Raw genomic sequence first — 16,018 nt, 5'->3', positions numbered from 1 at the left:
AATCGGAAAAATGGACAATAAAAAGGTTTGTGAACCTATAGGAGTGTAAAACTAACGAAAATAACTCGTCGGCCGCGGCCGAAACCGATAAAACGGTGAAAAAGACCTTAATGCAAGTTATATAAAAATATTGGTGTCCGATAAAACTTTTGCGTTCATATCTTATTAATTCAGAATAATAAAAAAACGGGCTGATTGTTTTGTACATTCAGCCCTTCTTATTTCCTTTGTAGTTGTCAAAATAAAACAATGAAATAAGATGAACAAAAGTACACATTTTATCGGACAGCCACTATATGTTCAACTGTTAAACTATTTTAATCGTGATAAAATTCTCTCTCTGAGCCAAGCTCAGGGAGGTGAACACTATATAAAGAAGTTTGATGCATGGCATCATCTTGTTGTCATGCTTTATGCCGTAATGCTGCGTTTAGACTCTCTGCGTGAGATAAAAGCCTCTCTCTTTGCTAATGTTAATCGCTTTAATCATCTTGGTTTAAAGCATTTTCCTTGTCGAAGTACCTTATCAGATGCAAACAAACGTCGAGATTCCGAGATATTCGGTTCGATCTATATGAACCTATATGAGAAATACCGCCATGAGCTTTACTCGGACAGCCCAAATAGTGGACAGCCCAAATGGCTGAAGAATCTACAAATAATAGATTCTACGACAATAAGTCTGTTTTCTAACCTAGTCTTTAAAGGTGTAGGACGTAATCCCAAAACTGGCAAGAAGAAGGGTGGAATAAAAGTACATACAGTGATATTTGCCAATGAGAATGTTCCAAGCGATATCAAGTTCACATCTGCAGCTAGTCATGATCAGTTTGCACTTATCCCAGAACGATATGCCAATGAGGAACTGATTGCTTTTGACCGAGCCTATATAAACTATGAAAAGTTCTCTGAACTGACGCAAAGAGGCGTTATATATGTAACTAAGATGAAAAATAATCTTAGCTTTGAAAGGATTGCTGATACAGATTACCAGATGACTACAGATTATGGAGCTGTACGCGTAGAAACCATTCTCTTCCATAAGCATACAAAGGAAAAAGATATCTACCATAAAGCAAGAAAAATCACATATCAGGATAAGACCAAGAAAGGGAAAATCAGATTAATATCACTGCTGACCAATGATTTTCAGATGTCGGCAGAAGATATTATAGCTATCTATAAGAGACGATGGCAAATAGAAACCTTATTTAAACAAATAAAACAGAATTTCCCGCTAAGATACTTCTATGGAGAGAGTGCGAATGCTATAAAAATACAAATATGGATTACGCTTATAGCCAATCTGCTTATAACCCTAGTGAAGAACAAAATAAAGAGACCTTGGAGCTTCTCAGGCTTGGCAACAATGATAAGAATTCTACTTATGAGTTATGTCTCAATACAGAGTTTCTTTGAGCAGCCACATAGAGACTGGGATAGATTGATTACCCAAGTAAAAGCCCCACCAGAAGAGTTGTCATTATTCTAGGGGGGCTTGGAATTTGAAATTAGAACTAATCATGCCTATTTCAGCAGGATTGAGAGAGGATATTGCAGTATATGGAGGTTTTATCGGACAGCAATAATATAAAAAAGGATGCACAAACTGTGCGTCCTTTTTTATATAACTTATTGCAATAAGCCAAAGAATAATAGTTTAATCTCTTAATCGGTATAAACCAATTTCAGAGATTGTTGGCACTGCACGAACCTCGCTGATGATAAGGCGCACCTCCTTAGCAGTCTCGACAGGGAACTTCAACAAACGCTTATGACCAACGGTCGTACCCTCTGTTACTTTCTTCCAGTTGCCCTTAGCATCCTTTACTTCGAGTGAGAACTTCTCCACACGCTGTCCCTTACGGATATCCTCTTGCACAGAAAGGACATTAAAGGTGGCAGGTTTATTCAGTTTGAATGAGAATACAGCCTTACCATCCTTCATCTTTGGACGTACAGAAGTGTCATAATTATCGTCAATAACATTGCGACCCTTACCCTCTGAAAGCACACAAGTAACCTTTGCCTTTGCCAAGAGATTATCAGTGAAGGTATTTGCATACAACTGGCGGAAACCACGAAGACTTCTTATATCAGCCTCAGAAAGTTTACCTTCCTTATTAGGAGGAAGATTCAAGAGGAGTACACCATTCATTCCGACAGATGTGAAATAGATATCCATCAGTTCCTTTGGCGACTTCACCTTGCTATCCTGATCCTCATGATAGAACCATCCCGGACGGATAGATACGTCAATCTCAGCTGGATACCAAATAAGTGACTTTGCCTTTTCAATCTTCTTACGACTACCAAGGTCTTGCCCCATCATATCACCAACAGGTGCAGTCAGTACTTCCTTCTGTGAGTTCTTTGCAATAGCTTCCTGATCAAGATTGTCCTTTGGAACAACACTCCATTCCATCTCACGACCACGACCAGTCTCTGTACCAACCCAACGAACATCAGGTCCCATGACAGCTATCACTGCCTCTGGCTGTAACTTACGAATAAGTTCATACCAACGTACGAAGTCATACACCTGCTTCTTACCATTTGGTCCTTCACCACAAGCACCATCAAACCACACTTCACTTACCTTACCATATTGTGTAAGCAATTCAGTCAACTGTTTAACAAAGAAGTCGTTATAAGCTTCAGTTCCATAAAGATCTGAATTACGATCCCAAGGAGAGAGATAGACACCAAAGTCCATACCATACTTCTTGCAGGCATCGCTCACCTCACGTACAACATCACCTTTACCGTTCTTCCATGGAGAGTTCTTAACACTATGTTCTGTATAAGCCGATGGCCACAAACAGAAACCATCATGGTGCTTACAAGTAAGGATAGCACACTTAAAGCCTGCTGCCTTCAACTCACGTATCCACTGATCAGCATCAAGGTCAGTAGGATTGAAGATAGCTGGTGACTCCTTACCATCACCCCACTCTCTACCAGTATAGGTGTTTATACCATAATGCAAGAAAGCAGTAAGTTCCTGACGCTGCCAATTAAACTGACGAGCAGAAGGAACAACATTTGCTGCCTTATGAACAATTTCCGCAGGAGAATCTGTCGGATTAATTATTACAACGTTCTGCTCCTGAGCATGAAGCGTTGGAAGAACTACCGGCGAGAATAATAAGCTTGTACAAGCTATCGTTGCCTTAAAAAAATGGGAATAAGAATTCAGCCACATAATTATTAGGTAATGATTTATAAATGTAATTTTAATATTCTACGGCAAATTTAAATATTTTCGTCGAGAAAACCAAATACGTTCACAATAAAACACATTTATAAGCGTTATATATACAATAGTAAGAATTCAAAGAAGTGCGGTTTTCAAAGTAAGAGATTCACTGCATTGGTAAATTAAAGTTAAATAAAACCTTTTTGATAAGTAAAAACCTCTCTTTAACTGTTACTTTCTTTAGAAATCCTATATAAAGAAAATGAGTCTAAACCCTAAGAACCTAAAAGAGGAAAACAAGATGCTGCATAGTCCAGCAACATGGGTTCCTACGCTTTATTTTGCCATGGGTATGCCTTTCGTCGTACTCAATATGGTTTGTACACTAATGTATAAAGGAATGGGGGTATCTGATAAACAGATAGCCTTTTGGACCTCCCTCATCATGCTTCCTTGGACCTTAAAACCGTTATGGAGCCCGTTCTTAGAAATTTATAAGACAAAGAAGTTCTTTGTTGTATTGACACAGTTGATTACAGGTGTGCTTTTTGCATTAGTAGCCTTTGCCCTTCATCTTCCTTTCTTCTTCCCCGTCACAATAGCGATACTTGCTGTTATCGCGATGAGTGGTGCTACACATGACATTGCTGCAGACGGAACCTATATGTCTGTACTCTCAAACGAAGAGCAAGCACGATGGATTGGTTGGCAAGGAGCTTTCTATAACATTGCAAAGATTGCTGCGACTGGAGGATTAGTCTACCTTGCAGGTACGTTTATTGAACATTTCGGAGTAACAAAGGCATGGATGTTTATCATGTTTATTATCGCTACAATCATGTTAGTGATAGGCTGTTACCACATCATTATACTCCCAAATCCAAAGAAGACTACAACTGATTCTCCTAAAACATTAAAAGAATCGTTAGGTGAACTTGTTGAGGTATTTATCGACTTTTTCAAGAAGAAACACATTGTATATTATATCTTCTTCATCATTCTCTATCGCTTTGCTGAAGGATTTGTAATGAAGATTGTTCCTCTCTTCCTCAAGGCATCACGTGCCGACCAAGGTTTAGGATTGAGTGAACAAGAGATTGGACTTTGCTATGGTACTTTTGGTGCTGCTGCCTTTGTTATCGGTTCTATCCTTGCAGGCTATTACATTGCATGGAGAGGATTGCAAAAGAGTCTCTTTTCACTTGCATTGGTTTTCAATATCCCATTCATAGCCTATACATTCTTAGCAATCTATCAACCAGAGAGCCTTTGGTTGATTGGCGGTGCTATCGTAATGGAATATTTCGGCTATGGCTTCGGCTTTGTTGGACTATCCCTCTTTATGATGCAACAGATTGCACCTGGTAAACACCAGATGGCACACTACGCTTTCGCAAGTGGTATTATGAACTTGGGCGTAATGTTACCAGGTATGTTGAGTGGTGTTTTCAGCGATTTCTTGGGTTATCGCCAATTCTTTATCTTCGTATTGGTATGTACTATTCCAGCACTGTTGGTTACATGGTTTGTCCCATTCACCTATACAGATGATACGAAGAAAGAAAAACTTGAAGCATAAGAAAAGTATTTTATAACATAATAAACCAAAACATAATAATTAAAACCAAAGATTATGAGATTAATCATAGAACCTAACTACGAAAAGTTATCTAAATGGGCAGCAAACTACGTGATTGAGCGTATTAATGCTGCTAAGAATCAAGACAAGCCTTTTGTACTCGGTTTGCCAACTGGTTCTTCACCAGAAGGTATGTATGCTGAGTTGGTAAAGGCTTATAAAGAAGGTAGGGTAAGCTTTAAGAATGTTGTTACATTCAACATGGATGAGTATGTTGGTTTGCCAGAGAGTCACCCACAGAGCTATCACAGCTTTATGGCTGAGAATCTCTTTAACCACATCGACTGTCCAAAGGAGAACATTCATATCTTGAATGGTAATGCAGAGAACCTCGAGGCAGAGTGTCAGCATTATGAGGAGATGATTCGTGAGGCAGGTGGTATCGACCTCTTCTTGGGTGGTATCGGTCCTGATGGTCACATCGCTTTCAACGAACCAGGTTCATCTCTCCGTTCACGCACTCGTATCAAGACATTGACTTCAGATACACGTATTGCAAACTCACGTTTCTTTGACAATGACCCAAATAAGGTTCCTGTACATGCACTGACAGTAGGTGTTGGTACAGTAATGGATGCTAAGGAAGTGTTGATACTTGTAAATGGTCACAACAAGGCAGAAGCTTTGCGTGCTGTTGTAGAAGGTCCACTCACACAGAAGTGGACAATCAGTGCTTTACAGATGCACGAGCACGGTATCATCGTTTGTGATGAAAGTGCAACAGACAAGCTAACAGTAGAAACATACAAATACTTTAAAGACATAGAAAAGGAGAACTTGTAATGAAACTGAATTTAAGTTCACAGATTGTACTCAATCAAATACCTGAGGAGTTTTATCGTCCTGCAACAGCTATCGAACGCTCTGAGATAACACGTTTTGAGAAGGTTCCTACTGATATCTTCCCAACTATTGAAGAAGGAGCTATCGACATTGCCAACCATCTTGAGGCAGACATCAAGAAGAGAGAGCAGGAAGGAAGAAAGTATGTTATGGGCGTTGGCTCTGGTTCTTCCCTCACTCCTATCTTCCACGAGCTTATCAAGCGTCATCAAGCTGGTAAGTTGAGTTTCAAGAATGTTGTTGTCTTCAATGCATACGAGTACTTCCCACTGAGTGAAGAAAACGTAAATCGTGGTATCAACCAGCTCAAAGAGCGTTTCTTGAATCATATTGATATTGATGTAGAGAACATCTTTACGCCAGATGGTACTATTGCTCAGAATGACGTACAGGAGCATTGCCGTCAGTACGAGCAACATATTAAGGAGTTAGGTGGTCTTGATGTTATCCTTTTGGGAATTGGCCGTATGGGTAATATCGCTACCAACGAACCAGGGTCAAGCATTACCTCTGCTTCTCGCCTTATCTTGATTGATGAGACATCACGTGAGGAGATGAAGATGAGCTTCGGTTCTCAGGAGTCAGTTCCTCCATGTTCTATCACTATGGGTGTTAGCACTATCCTCTCTGCACGTAAGATCTTCCTTACAGCATGGGGTGAAGAGAAAGCTGAAATTATCAAGAAGACTGTTGAGGGTAAAGTAAGTGATGCTATTCCAGCATCTTTCTTGCAGACACATAACGACGCACATGTTGTTATTGACCTCTCTGCAGCCGCTAAGTTGACACGTATTCAGCATCCTTGGCTTGTTGCTTCATGCAAATGGACAGATAAGTTAGTACGCTCTGCACTTGTTTGGCTTTGCCAGATTACAGGTAAGCCACTTCTCAAGTTGACCAACAAGGACTATAATGAGAATGGCCTTAGCGAACTCCTTGCACTCTATGGTTCTGCATACAATGCAAATATCAAGATCTTCAATGATCTCCAGCATACAATTACAGGTTGGCCAGGTGGTAAACCTGATGCTGACGACACCTATCGTCCAGAACGTGCTAAACCATTCCCAAAGAGAGTGATTGTATTCTCTCCACACCCTGACGATGATGTTATCTCAATGGGTGGTACACTTCGTCGTTTGGTACAGCAGGGACATGACGTTCACGTAGCTTACGAGACATCTGGTAACATTGCTGTAGGTGATGAGGAGGTTGTACGTTTCATGCACTTCATCAATGGTTTCAATCAACTCTTTGCTAATGAGCAAGATGAGGTTATTAAGTCTAAGTACAAAGAGATTAAGGAATTCTTGAAGAACAAGAAGGAAGGAGACATAGACTCACAGGATATCCGTACCATTAAGGGACTTATCCGTCGTGGTGAGGCACGTACTGCTTCAACTTTCAATCAGATTCCTCTCGACCATGTTCACTTCCTCGACCTTCCTTTCTATGAGTCTGGTAAGATTGAGAAACTCCCAATGGGCGAAGCTGACGTGAATATTGTAAGAGAACTCATTACAAAGGTAAAACCTCATCAGATTTATGTAGCTGGTGACTTGGCTGACCCACATGGCACTCACCGTAAGTGTACAGATGCCGTTTTGGCTGCTATCGACCTTGAGAAAGAAGCTAAGGCAGAGTGGTTGAAGGATTGTCGTGTGTGGATGTATCGTGGTGCTTGGGCAGAATGGGAAATTGAGAACATCGAGATGTGTGTTCCTATCAGCCCTGAGGAGCTGCGTGCAAAGCGTAACTCTATCCTCAAACACCAGAGCCAGATGGAAAGTGCGCCATTCCTTGGCAACGACGAACGTCTCTTCTGGCAGCGTTCAGAAGACCGCAACCGTGGTACAGCTAAACTCTATGATGACTTAGGATTGGCTTGCTACGAGGCAATGGAAGCATTTGTTGAATACAAGTTTTAGTACTTATAAGACAAACAAGAATTAATGTATAAGAAGATCTTATTAACTGTTTCCCTCTGCGCCTCACTCTTACAGGTAGGTGCAGTAGGAACAGAGAAGAGCAATAATATCAAGAACGATGATGGTTTTACCACCATCGTTTTTGATAGAGCTAACAGCCCTGTTCCTTATCGTATCCCAGCTATTACCGAGACACGTAAGGGGACACTGTTAGCAGCTTGCGACTTCCGCCTCAGTCATACCGACGTGGGATGGAACAACAGAAATGGTTTGTGGCAGATTAACATTGTTATGCGAACGAGTAAGGACTTTGGTAAGACCTGGTCTGACACTGTTTGCGTAGCGCACGGTAACGAACATGCAGCTGACCCAATTCGTACTGCTTTCGGTGACCCAAGTATCATTGCTGACCGTACGTCAGATAATGTATTACTTCACTGTGTAGCAGGTAAGAGTGCTTATCAGACTGCAACTCGTCAGAACCCACAGCACGCTTACTTCTTCCACAGTACTGATGGTGGTAAGACATGGGACAATGGAACAGACCTTACCGAGATGATTCATGGTCTCTACGATGGAAAGCTGCCTAATGGTGGCAACCCAGATGGTATCTTCCTCACATCAGGTAAGATTATGCAGAGCCGTTACATCCGTAATGGCAAGTTCTATCGCCTTTACATCGCACATCCTATCCGTCAGAAAGGTGTTGACCGTTGCGGTACTTTCGTTATCTATTCTGACGATTTCGGTAGCACATGGCACGTCTTAGGTACTCCTTCAAAGGCTCCTTCTATTGCACAGGACGAGTCAAAAGTTGAGGAAATGCCTGATGGTAGCGTATTACTGAGCTGCCGTGACGTTTACGGAGGCAGACGCTTTAATATCTTTACTTACAAAGATGCAGCGAAGGCAACAGGTAGCTGGGGCGAGGAAGTTATGCCACAGAATATGACTGGCAAGCAGGTAAATGCCTGCAATGGTGGTATTTTGATTGTTCCTGCAAAGCGAGTTGCTGACGGCAAGAAGCTTTTTGTAGCCCTTCAGTCAGTTCCACTCAGCGCACGACGTGATAGTGTAGGTTTCTTTTATAAGGAGTTAGCATCTTATGCTGACTACTCTACTGCCCATGCATTAGGTAGCAACTGGAAGAAAGGTCTGCGCGTAACCGACGAGTCTTCATGCTACTCAACAATGGTACTTATGAAGAACCAGCGCATCGGCTTCCTCTATGAAGTACGCGGACAGAATGACGGCTATGACATTGAGTTCAAGAGTCTGTCATTGAAGGCGATTACTAATGGAGAATATGATATTCTTCCTTACGTTGATCGTTCTAAGTACATGGTCGATGCTGCTAAGGCACATCAGACCAAAGCACCACTTGCAGTAAAAAAAAAGCAAGTGAAAAGAAAGAAATAACAGCCTGGAAAGGCGAACGTATCGGACTTGAGTTCCCATTACCAGAGGTGGTAAAGGGCAACTTAAAACTATCAATGAGCTGTAGCAATCGACTCCTGTCGACTGCTACAGCTCATTTTCTTTCTGCCGTTATCACCGATGACTTCCAAAACTGTGGTAATCACCCTGACTCCTTACAGACATGGCTCATGCCCGATATCATTGGGGATGATAGCATAAAGGCTGACGACTCAATGTATGGCAAGTCTGCATGGTGCACAATTGAGATTCCTCAGAACATTAAGGCAGGGTCCTACAAATTAAATTTATTGCTACAGCAAGACGGTAAGACTATCAGCACCATACCATTCACTATAAAAATACTCAATCGCAAGCTCACACTCTCTGATAACTTCCACCTCAATTTCTGGCAACAACCCTACGCTGTTAGTAGATATTATGGCGTAGCTCCTTGGAGTCAAGCGCATCTTGATATCCTCCGTCCTTATATGCAGTTGCTTGCACGTGCTGGACAACGCAATGCTTCAGCTATCCTCTTCTACGAACCTTGGGGCGTACAGAGCAATGATAAGTTCGATGCGATGATCGAGACGACACGAAAAGCAGACGGAACATGTTCGTATGACTATACAGCCTTCGACCGTTGGATTTCGTTCCTCGACTCTTGTGGGATCGATGGAGATATCAATTGTTTTTCAATGGTGCCTTGGGACATGACTTTCACCTATTATGATGAAGCATCAAAAAGTTATAAGGAACTAAAAACGACGACAGACAGCAAAGAATACAGCGACTTATGGATTCCATTCCTACGCTCCTTTGCTGCCCATCAGAAGGAGAAAGGTTGGTTTGACAGAACCGTCATAGCGATGGACGAACGTACCCTCGATGCTATGCAAGATGCCTATCGAATTGCACAGGAGGCAGCACCGGGTATCAAGATATCATTGGCAGGAAACTATCACAAAGAACTTGTCGATAAAATCTATGATTATTGTATTGCTTGGAAGCAGCAGTTTACGCCAGAAGACCTTGCTTTGAGGAATTCGAAAGGTTGGATTAGCACCTCCTACACGGCTTGTCCCGATGCAATGCCAAATGTGGGTAGCAACAACGAACCAATTGAAGCAACCTACCTCCCACTCTATTGCCTTGCTAATGGCTTCAATGGCTTCCTTCGCTGGGCATGGATGAATTGGACTGATAATCCTATGTATGACAGTCGCTTTAAGTTGTTCACACCAGGCGACACCTACATCGTATATCCAGGAAACCACTCAAGCCGCCGGTTTGAACATATAATAAGAGGTGTACAAAACGTTGCAAAGATTGAGACATTACGCAAGGAGTACAAGCAAAAAAGGAATCAGAAAGCCTTGCAGCTGTTAGAAGACACCCTTTCTCAATTCAAAAATCCGACACCAAACGACGTTGAATTGAGAGAAAGTATATATAAGATTGAGTCACTACTCAATAAGTAAACTTTACACGTTGATGATAATTGTAAACAAAAAACTTGCCCCATTACACCAAGAGTGGTGACAGGGGCAAGAAAACGAAAATTAAATTAATAAATTAAAAAGTATTGCTATTGATATCACATCAAGGGCATATCTCTAAAAACATGAATAAAAATTAATTCAGAATCTTTCAAAACCGAGTTTGTTTTCAAATCTGTTCTGTTAACCCCAAAACTTTCGCATTTAGTGAGGGTTAGACGGTGTCTGGTACAGGTCCATTTTCTTCTTTCTTTTCCTTTTTCTCTTTCCCTGCCTCTTCTGTCTTTCTCACCGATTCGTAGGAGTTTGCAGAAAGCTCACGCTTCAATTCTGTTCCGGGTGTGAAGACCACACGCGGCTTAATCGTCTCAGTCTTAAAAGCTTTTTCAGTTTCTGCCCCTTTGCTTGACAGTGTGACACGCATCGAGCCAAACTCGCCCAACTGAATGCTGAAACCATCACGGAGATAATGGGGCAAGCAATCGATAAAGTTATACAACACGTTCGACACATCACCACGTGTCAAGGACGAACGCCCCGCAATGTCACGCGCAATATCGTCGAGCGACTTATGCCCAAGGTTAACAGGGTTAGCATAAAACTTTACTTCTTCCCGCTTCTGCGGATTTTTCTTTGGTACTAAACGAATTTTCATAATTCTTCGTGTTTAAAGTTATACATTAGATTCTTATTATCATAGCGTAGGGCAGCACGCCTCTGCAGCTTTCTTCATACATCTTCATGCTGCCCCATTCTATTTTCTTGGTTTATTTCCTCCCTTTCATCGTTTCTTCTTTCCTCCTTTCAGTATCCTCTTCCTGCCAGATACGTATCCCCTTGCTGCGCAATGCGTATCTACGTGCCGTTAGATGCGGTGAGCGCTGCTGCTGAATGCGGTGAGCGCCGCTGCTGAATGCGGTGAGCGCCGCTGCTAGATACGCATCTAACGGCTGCGCAATGCGTATCTACGAGTAGCTAAATACGCATCCGCCAACACGTAGATACGGTGAGCGCAGCAACGGAATACGCATTCAGCAGAAATCCTGTCCATTAGGCACTCCCTCCCCTTTGGGGCTACTCTTTATACACATCTCTGTTTAACAAAAAATCTTTTAATAAAAGAGTGCGATATAAACAGAATTTAAGAGATTTAATTACTAAAAATCAATGATTTCAGTATTATACAATATAATTCTTATCACAAATTTTAAGTTAATTGAGATGTGTATAAAGAGTAGCCCCTTTGGGGAGGGTCGGGGTGGGGTTTCTTAGAGGGCGACACCTGTAAAGGGGCAATCGCGAGAACTACTGAAGCGCCTCCGCCCTGAACCCGAGGTAGCGGCTGCTGTTGTTCACGTAGACGTGACCACTGTTGAAGTTCAGGTTGTACGCGTCGCTACTGTTCCATGGGTCAGCACTTGACGACCAATAGCAGCTGCGGTAGCCAACGCCGTACAGCTGACCAGACTGGTAGTAACCCAAGGCGGGCAGGTAGAAGTAATTGTTTGCGTCAGCAGCATCGGGGAGAGTCTGAGATACAGACCAGCTGTTTCCACGGAAATTTGTTCGCCAATCGCTTCCGTCTACAGCTTTGTTAGCGTCAAATCCGCTTATATTCGCCTTCTTCTTAAACCACATACCACCTTTATATAAGTGACCCATAGTTGTCCATAACTCGTCTTTGTCCCAACGGGGATCGCCTTTGGCTGCGTACCACGTCATCTCGTTCACGTTAGGGAGAGTTGAGCAACTATTGCTTGCTTGAAACCCACCGCTACCCTCGTGGAAGTAACGAGGGTCTGTGTTGCTCTTGGGGTAATTTGGATTGGCTGCCGGTGACATAACCGTTGGCTGGCCTACGCCTGCTCCCAAGTTCTTTGTCCATTCGTAACCGTACCAATATTGCTGCTGCGCATCCCACATATAATAATGGTCGCCGTCGTAATTCTTAACTTGTAGATCTGCTTCCATGTTGACATATTCATTCTTTGCAAAGGTATGAGAAGGAATAATCTTGGTAATGGTCCCCTCTACTTGCGTTGCTACGTCCTTTACCCAGTAACGGATTCTTAAAGTGTGTGTACCTGGCTTGATAACCATGTAAGCACCATTGGTTGTTAGGCTAGCAGAAGTGTTTGTCAAGGGGAAGCCATTAGGATAAGCACCACTACCCTTGGTTTCAAGCACAATCTGCTTTCCGTTACCTGTACCTGTCAATGCACCAGTGCCAGTTGCTGCCGTTGGGTCAAGGGTATAGGTATCTGTAATATCGTTATCTGATGTTACTTCTATTTTCGTAAGATAGCAATTACTTAAAACGCCATCGTTTGTATAAGGCTTAAAAACAAGATAAGCTGCCTTGTGGTCGAGTGCGAACTCGAACTCGTGGGTCGTAGCGTTACGTGTTGCCTTAGCTATACCGCAATCACCTGATGCGCCAAAGTGGGCGGTGGTGTTTGGCTCTGTTTGCGTTTGATTCGCAGAGATGGTTACCTTATCCTTGTTACCGTTCTTACCAGGATAGTACACTTCGTATGAAGATTTGGCGGTGTACTTACCAGGCATTAAGAACTTGAAAGAGGCTGTCTTGCCCGTTGGCGAGTTACTACTTTGCTGCCAATTACCGCTATCATCCTTTACCCAAATCTTATCGCCTGCTTCCCAATAAAATGTACCATCTGCCTCCATGGTTGTGCGTGTTGCAGGTTCGCCAGTGCTGAATGCGGTTAACCCTTTATCGTCAATGGAGGTCTTGCCGTTCTGTGCTAAATCATCATTCGCACAAGAGGCAAAAGCTAGTGTTAAACCAAACACGACAGCCAAAGACACTAATCGTGTGATAAATAAATGTCGTTTCATTGTTTTCTTGATTTTTACTTTGTTCTCTTTGTTAATAACTCTCTGTTAGTCTTCCCAAGCGGAAGATTCTCCTTCATTTTCATCGCCTACTACCTGCCATGCTGGTGCTTGCTTAGCACTACTAATGGTTCCTCCAGGAGTTGCTGGGTTATGCTGACCATTAAACGGAGAACCCGCCATTAAATTTGTGATTTCATTTACTTGAACTATCATGCAACTTGGTGCAGAATAATTCTTCTTTTCTTGTTTCTTTCTCATTGCTTTTTGATTTGATTAAAAATAGTTGTTATCTACTCTCTATGTGACTTTGTTGCACACCTTTTATTATCTATCCTGATGAACTCATTTCATTATATAGTTCTCTTATTTGTTCGTTCCCCATCCCTACAGGCAGACAGCATATCACTGCTGCCTACCCGAGAAATCAACGAGAGAAAACAAACTATTACTAGAGAATTACAATTATCTTTTGCGGTAAAATCAGTGGTTAGGGTTTCCTTATTCTGCTCTTTAGACAGTTCAGAAACAAGCACAAAAAATAACAAAGGAAACTTACGGAAAGTCCTTTGTTTACTCGTTTGTACGCGATTCACCTCGCGCGCGTATGCGTGAAAGAAAATAAAAGTAGTTACGCCTGCTCTACTAGAGAGAGAGAGAGAGAGAGAGAGAGTACAAAATTATTTGGAACTACCAAATAATTTGCACTATTTTTTCTGTCTTTCTTCGTTAAAGAATCTAATGCAGCACAAATAGAGCCTACACCTTTATTTCCTAAGGTGCAAACTTTTGCTGAATTAATATTCTTTATGACGCTCATTGTTATTACGAGTTAATTTTAATTTAACTGGGCGCAAAGGTAGTGAGAATATATGAAACAAACAAGAAAATAGAAAAAAAATAAAACATTTGTCTTTTCTTGCTCTACGTTACCTTATTAAATAGCAAATATCTTTGCAGAGGGCTTGAATAATGAGGGCTAAGTTCGTTATCTTTTCTTTGTATCTTCGCCTTTAGTTTAAAACGATAATTCGTCTTTTTACATCCTTCAGTCTTTATCTTATTGGACTAATATTTTGAAGGTGGGCGAAAGAGAACATTCTATCTCTGCCACCACATTGGAGTAGCGTAATCATCAGGACCACCTAAAAGTTCGACAGCCTTATCGTAATTACTGCGATTATAAATCTGTTGATTCTTATCAAAAGGTATTCTATTAGGTGTCAACAACGTATAACCATTTGTTGCTTGTGGTACGGAGAAGATGCGCGGATAACCCGTACGCCGAATCTCGTTCCATGCTTCCTGTCCATTTGGGAACAAAGCTATCCACTTCTGTGTAATCAATCGCTCCATTTTCTCATCCATAGAGGCATTGTCATCCCATTTAATAGTAATCGTAGAAGCCTTTGCAGCCGCTCCACCAAAGCCACCTAAAGCATCTGCATAGTTAGCTTCTGTCGAGGTGTCATCCAACAAATAGTTTACAACACCATCTGCTCCCCATTGATTGAAAGACAATGTTACGCCTCGTTCATAATACTCCTTGGCAGTACCACCACCCATATTCCAACCACGCAAGACGCCTTCCGCCTTACAAAATGCCATTTCCGAAGCAGTAAGCCATAAACTTGGTGTCGTTTCTTGCACATTGACTGTTGAATAAAGACGCTTAGCAACAATATTACTCCCTATCGCTGCTCCAGCCCGACAGCCAATATATTTACGCTGTCCTGCCGTCATCGGCTGTAGGAAATACATGCTCATGCGTGGGTCTTTATATCCCGTCATATAACTTTCAATATCAGCACAGACACGACTGTCACCCCATGAAACAGCTGTTGTCCATAAACCCGACTTATTATAACGGACCGCACAGTTATCATCATTCCCTTCTATCACGCCATCTCTCACCGCTTGTTCAGCCAACGAGCGTGCCAACGTTGGTTCTACATTACTGATACGCACGGCAATGCGCAGTTTAAGTGAATTAGCAAACTTACGCCACTTATTGAAGTCACCTTTATATACGAGATCGTATGGTGCAAAAGCAATCATATCCTTAGCAAGATGCGTGTCAGATGAGATGTAAGCAGTAGCCTCATTTAGGTCCTTTATCAGCTGTAAATAGATATCTCTCTGAGACGTGTAAACCACCGTATTATCTGCATTCATACTGAGTGGGAAAGGTCCGTAGATATCCGTAAAACGCAAGAAGGCCTGCGCACGCAGAATCAATGCCCACGCATAAGAAACATTCCCCTTACCATTCAGTTTGACAACCTCATTAAAAGCAGACACCATTGGAGGGGCATAAGATGCTGGCCAAGCACACCAGGCATTACTTGCATTGAAAAGTGTATGATTCTTAGGTAACTCCTTGGTGTAGGTTGTATAACGTCCAAGATAATTACCAACAAAGTCTATCATTGTTTGATAGGCATTCTCCTGCTCTGGGAAAGCTATCCCCTGCATCTGAATCAAGAATGAACCGACAGCATAGTTATCGCGCTTCAACTCCTCTGGCGATAGTTTACTGCCTGGTCGGTTGATATCAACGAATTCACCCGTACAGGAAGAAAAGACTGTCAGCAGACAGAAGAAGAAAAACAGTATCTTTCTACTAAACATCATC

12 protein-coding genes are annotated in these 16,018 nt (G+C 42.1%); 6 read left to right on the top strand and 6 right to left on the bottom strand.

Annotated features, from left to right (window positions below; genetic code table 11):
- The first annotated feature begins 259 nt into the window (after nt 1-259).
- Nucleotides 260-1,492: an IS4 family transposase gene (locus tag J4861_RS02930; RefSeq protein ID WP_211815727.1), complete on the top strand. Its 1,233-nt coding sequence runs from the start codon at nt 260-262 to the stop codon at nt 1,490-1,492.
- A 168-nt stretch (nt 1,493-1,660) separates the two neighbouring features.
- Here J4861_RS02930 and J4861_RS02925 read toward each other — a convergent pair whose 3' ends face one another.
- Nucleotides 1,661-3,205 (bottom strand): alpha-L-fucosidase, encoded by a 1,545-nt coding sequence (locus J4861_RS02925; protein WP_211815726.1) that lies wholly within the window; start codon nt 3,203-3,205, stop codon nt 1,661-1,663.
- Between the two features lie 256 nt (nt 3,206-3,461).
- Between J4861_RS02925 and J4861_RS02920 the strand changes: the two genes are divergently transcribed.
- Genes J4861_RS02920 through J4861_RS02900 form a run of 5 tightly spaced genes read left to right on the top strand, consistent with a single transcriptional unit; the run spans nt 3,462 to nt 10,509 of the window.
- Nucleotides 3,462-4,778 carry an MFS transporter gene (locus J4861_RS02920; RefSeq protein WP_211815725.1) on the top strand — a complete coding sequence of 439 codons (1,317 nt, stop codon included), beginning with the start codon at nt 3,462-3,464 and terminating at the stop codon, nt 4,776-4,778.
- Between the two features lie 54 nt (nt 4,779-4,832).
- A complete protein-coding gene (gene nagB, locus J4861_RS02915) occupies nt 4,833-5,621 on the top strand; it encodes a glucosamine-6-phosphate deaminase (RefSeq protein ID WP_211815724.1) in 789 nt (262 codons plus the stop codon).
- A complete protein-coding gene (locus tag J4861_RS02910) occupies nt 5,621-7,609 on the top strand; it encodes a glucosamine-6-phosphate deaminase (RefSeq protein ID WP_211815723.1) in 1,989 nt (662 codons plus the stop codon). Before nagB ends, J4861_RS02910 begins: the two co-directional genes overlap by 1 nt.
- Before the next feature lie 24 nt (nt 7,610-7,633).
- Nucleotides 7,634-9,028 (top strand): sialidase family protein, encoded by a 1,395-nt coding sequence (locus tag J4861_RS02905; RefSeq protein WP_211815722.1) that lies wholly within the window; start codon nt 7,634-7,636, stop codon nt 9,026-9,028.
- On the top strand, nt 9,025-10,509 hold the full coding sequence (locus J4861_RS02900; protein WP_428842162.1) for a DUF4091 domain-containing protein: 1,485 nt from the start codon (nt 9,025-9,027) through the stop codon (nt 10,507-10,509). The genes J4861_RS02905 and J4861_RS02900 overlap by 4 nt, the downstream gene beginning before the upstream one ends.
- 232 nt (nt 10,510-10,741) lie before the next feature.
- On the opposite strand, the gene J4861_RS02895 is transcribed toward J4861_RS02900, so the two are convergent.
- The 5 genes from J4861_RS02895 to J4861_RS02875 all read right to left on the bottom strand — a co-directional run bounded on the left by J4861_RS02895 (nt 10,742) and on the right by J4861_RS02875 (nt 16,017).
- Nucleotides 10,742-11,182, bottom strand: a complete 441-nt coding sequence (locus J4861_RS02895; protein ID WP_211815720.1) for an HU family DNA-binding protein — start codon at nt 11,180-11,182, stop codon at nt 10,742-10,744.
- Between the two features lie 650 nt (nt 11,183-11,832).
- Nucleotides 11,833-13,386, bottom strand: a complete 1,554-nt coding sequence (locus tag J4861_RS02890) for a hypothetical protein (RefSeq protein WP_249110720.1) — start codon at nt 13,384-13,386, stop codon at nt 11,833-11,835.
- 45 nt (nt 13,387-13,431) lie between these two features.
- Nucleotides 13,432-13,644, bottom strand: coding sequence for a hypothetical protein (locus J4861_RS02885; RefSeq protein WP_211815719.1), 213 nt, complete (start codon nt 13,642-13,644; stop codon nt 13,432-13,434).
- A gap of 370 nt (nt 13,645-14,014) precedes the next feature.
- A complete protein-coding gene (locus J4861_RS02880) occupies nt 14,015-14,203 on the bottom strand; it encodes a hypothetical protein (RefSeq protein ID WP_211815718.1) in 189 nt (62 codons plus the stop codon).
- 281 nt (nt 14,204-14,484) lie between these two features.
- Nucleotides 14,485-16,017 (bottom strand): RagB/SusD family nutrient uptake outer membrane protein, encoded by a 1,533-nt coding sequence (locus J4861_RS02875; protein WP_211816631.1) that lies wholly within the window; start codon nt 16,015-16,017, stop codon nt 14,485-14,487.
- Between the last annotated feature and the right edge of the window lies 1 nt (nt 16,018).

The organism is Prevotella melaninogenica (assembly GCF_018127925.1).
Lineage (GTDB): Bacteria > Bacteroidota > Bacteroidia > Bacteroidales > Bacteroidaceae > Prevotella > Prevotella melaninogenica_C.
Note: the sequence above shows the minus strand (reverse complement) of the source record. Positions and strands in the feature narration are given on the sequence as shown.

Excerpts from the sequence above, each read along its gene's own strand:
- J4861_RS02930 (WP_211815727.1), top strand. The coding sequence starts at position 260 with ATGAACAAAAGTACACATTTTATCGGACAGCCACTATATGTTCAACTG.
- J4861_RS02925 (WP_211815726.1), bottom strand. The coding sequence starts at position 3,205 with ATGTGGCTGAATTCTTATTCCCATTTTTTTAAGGCAACGATAGCTTGT.
- J4861_RS02920 (WP_211815725.1), top strand. The coding sequence starts at position 3,462 with ATGAGTCTAAACCCTAAGAACCTAAAAGAGGAAAACAAGATGCTGCAT.
- nagB (WP_211815724.1), top strand. The coding sequence starts at position 4,833 with ATGAGATTAATCATAGAACCTAACTACGAAAAGTTATCTAAATGGGCA.
- J4861_RS02910 (WP_211815723.1), top strand. The coding sequence starts at position 5,621 with ATGAAACTGAATTTAAGTTCACAGATTGTACTCAATCAAATACCTGAG.
- J4861_RS02905 (WP_211815722.1), top strand. The coding sequence starts at position 7,634 with ATGTATAAGAAGATCTTATTAACTGTTTCCCTCTGCGCCTCACTCTTA.
- J4861_RS02895 (WP_211815720.1), bottom strand. The coding sequence starts at position 11,182 with ATGAAAATTCGTTTAGTACCAAAGAAAAATCCGCAGAAGCGGGAAGAA.
- J4861_RS02890 (WP_249110720.1), bottom strand. The coding sequence starts at position 13,386 with ATGAAACGACATTTATTTATCACACGATTAGTGTCTTTGGCTGTCGTG.
- J4861_RS02885 (WP_211815719.1), bottom strand. The coding sequence starts at position 13,644 with ATGAGAAAGAAACAAGAAAAGAAGAATTATTCTGCACCAAGTTGCATG.
- J4861_RS02880 (WP_211815718.1), bottom strand. The coding sequence starts at position 14,203 with ATGAGCGTCATAAAGAATATTAATTCAGCAAAAGTTTGCACCTTAGGA.
- J4861_RS02875 (WP_211816631.1), bottom strand. The coding sequence starts at position 16,017 with ATGATGTTTAGTAGAAAGATACTGTTTTTCTTCTTCTGTCTGCTGACA.